Genomic DNA, 1,906 nt, shown 5'->3' with positions numbered 1-1,906 from the left:
TACTTCCCGCTGGCCCTGGGCGTGCTGCTGGCCTTTCTGGGCAGCATCATCACCTTCAAGGCCCTGGTGGTGGAAACCGCCGACGGCGACAAGATCGGCAAGATCGCCTGGAAGCCGCTGTTCTTCATCATCCTGGCCAACCTGGTGTTTGGCGCCTGCATCGGTGGCCTGCCCAAGATCGGCCTGCCCCCGCTGGGCCTGATCATCGGCATCTACCTGCTCACCTTCATCGCCAGCCACGCCGGTGAAGAATTCGCCTTCAAGCCCGTACTCATCCTGGCCACCTTGCTGGCCCTCCTGAGCTACCTGGCCTTCATCGTCCTGCTCAAGCTGCAGTTCCCGGTCTGGCCCGCTTTTCTGAGCGCCTGAGCCCCGTCTGAGCCCCCACCCCCTAGGACTGCACCATGGATCTCTTTAACAACCTCGCCCTGGGTTTTGGCGTTGCCTTCACCTTCCAGAACCTGATCTACGCCTTCATCGGCTGTCTGCTCGGTACCCTCATCGGCGTCTTGCCCGGCATTGGCCCCCTGGCCACCATCGCCATGCTGCTGCCCGCCACCTATGCACTGCCGCCCGTGGCGGCACTGATCATGCTGGCCGGCATCTACTACGGCGCCCAGTACGGCGGGTCGACTACCGCCATCCTGGTCAACCTGCCCGGAGAGTCCTCGTCCGTCGTGACGGTGATTGACGGCTACCAGATGGCCCGTAACGGCCGAGCCGGCCCGGCCCTGGCCGCTGCCGGCATGGGGTCTTTCTTTGCCGGCTGTGTGGGTACCCTGATCCTGGCGGCCTTTGCGGCCCCTTTGACCGAGCTGGCGTTCAAATTCGGTCCGGCGGAGTACTTCAGCCTGATGATCCTGGGCCTGATTGGTGCCGTGGTGCTGGCGTCTGGCTCCCTCATCAAGGCCGTGGCCATGATTGTGCTGGGCCTCTTGCTGGGCATGGTCGGTACCGACGTGAACTCCGGTGTGGCCCGTTTCAGCTTTGACATTGCAGAACTCACCGACGGCATTGGCTTCATCGTCATCGCCATGGGCGTGTTTGGCTACGGCGAGATCATCCACAACCTGTCCAAGCACGAGAGCGAGCGTGAAGTGTTTGCCGCCTCGGTGACCGGCTTGATGCCGACCAAGGAAGACTTCAGGAACATGGTGCCCGCCGTGCTGCGCGGCACGGCCCTGGGCTCGCTCCTGGGCATCTTGCCCGGTGGCGGTGCGGTGATGGCGGCCTTTGCGGCCTACACGATTGAGAAGAAGACCAAGCTCAAACCCGGTGAAGTGCCGTTTGGCAAGGGCAACATCCGCGGTGTGGCCGCGCCTGAAGCCGCCAACAACGCAGGCTCCCAAACGTCCTTCATCCCGCTCCTGACCCTGGGTATCCCGCCCAATGCGGTGATGGCGCTGATGGTGGGGGCCATGACCATCCACAACATCCAGCCCGGCCCGCAGGTGATGACGGCCAACCCGGAGCTGTTCTGGGGCCTGATTGCCTCCATGTGGATTGGCAACCTGATGCTGATTGTGCTGAACCTGCCGCTGATCGGTATCTGGATCAAGCTGCTGACCGTTCCCTACCGCTGGTTGTTTCCTTCCATCGTGCTGTTCTGTGCGATTGGGGTGTACTCCACCAACAACAACACCTGGGATATCTGGATGGTGGCGCTGTTCGGCATCATTGGTTACGTCTTTATCAAGCTGGGCACGGAACCCGCTCCGCTCTTGCTGGGCTTTATCCTGGGGCCGATGATGGAAGAGTATTTGCGCCGCGCGCTCTTGCTCTCCCGGGGGGACTGGAGTGTGTTCATCACCCGTCCGCTCTCCGCGGGCTTGCTGGCGGCGGCCGTGCTGCTGTTGGTCGTGGTCCTCATGCCTTCTATCAAGGCCAAGCGTGAAGAGGCGTTTGT

The 1,906-nt window shown here is 62.3% G+C and carries 2 protein-coding genes; both read left to right on the top strand.

The annotated features are described in order from the left end of the window. The coding region (locus AC3WS7_RS18660; RefSeq protein ID WP_492657390.1) for a tripartite tricarboxylate transporter TctB family protein at positions 1-369 on the top strand (369 nt) is incomplete at its 5' end. Positions 370-404: 35 nt separating this feature from the next. Continuing rightward, positions 405-1,906, top strand: a 1,502-nt coding sequence (locus AC3WS7_RS18655; RefSeq protein WP_492657389.1) for a tripartite tricarboxylate transporter permease, incomplete at its 3' end; no start/stop codon positions are given.

Source organism: Rhodoferax sp. EU05-FHT12H12 (assembly GCF_058791215.1).
The sequence above is the reverse complement of the archived record's forward strand: the minus strand, read 5'-3'. Positions and strand labels throughout refer to the sequence as shown.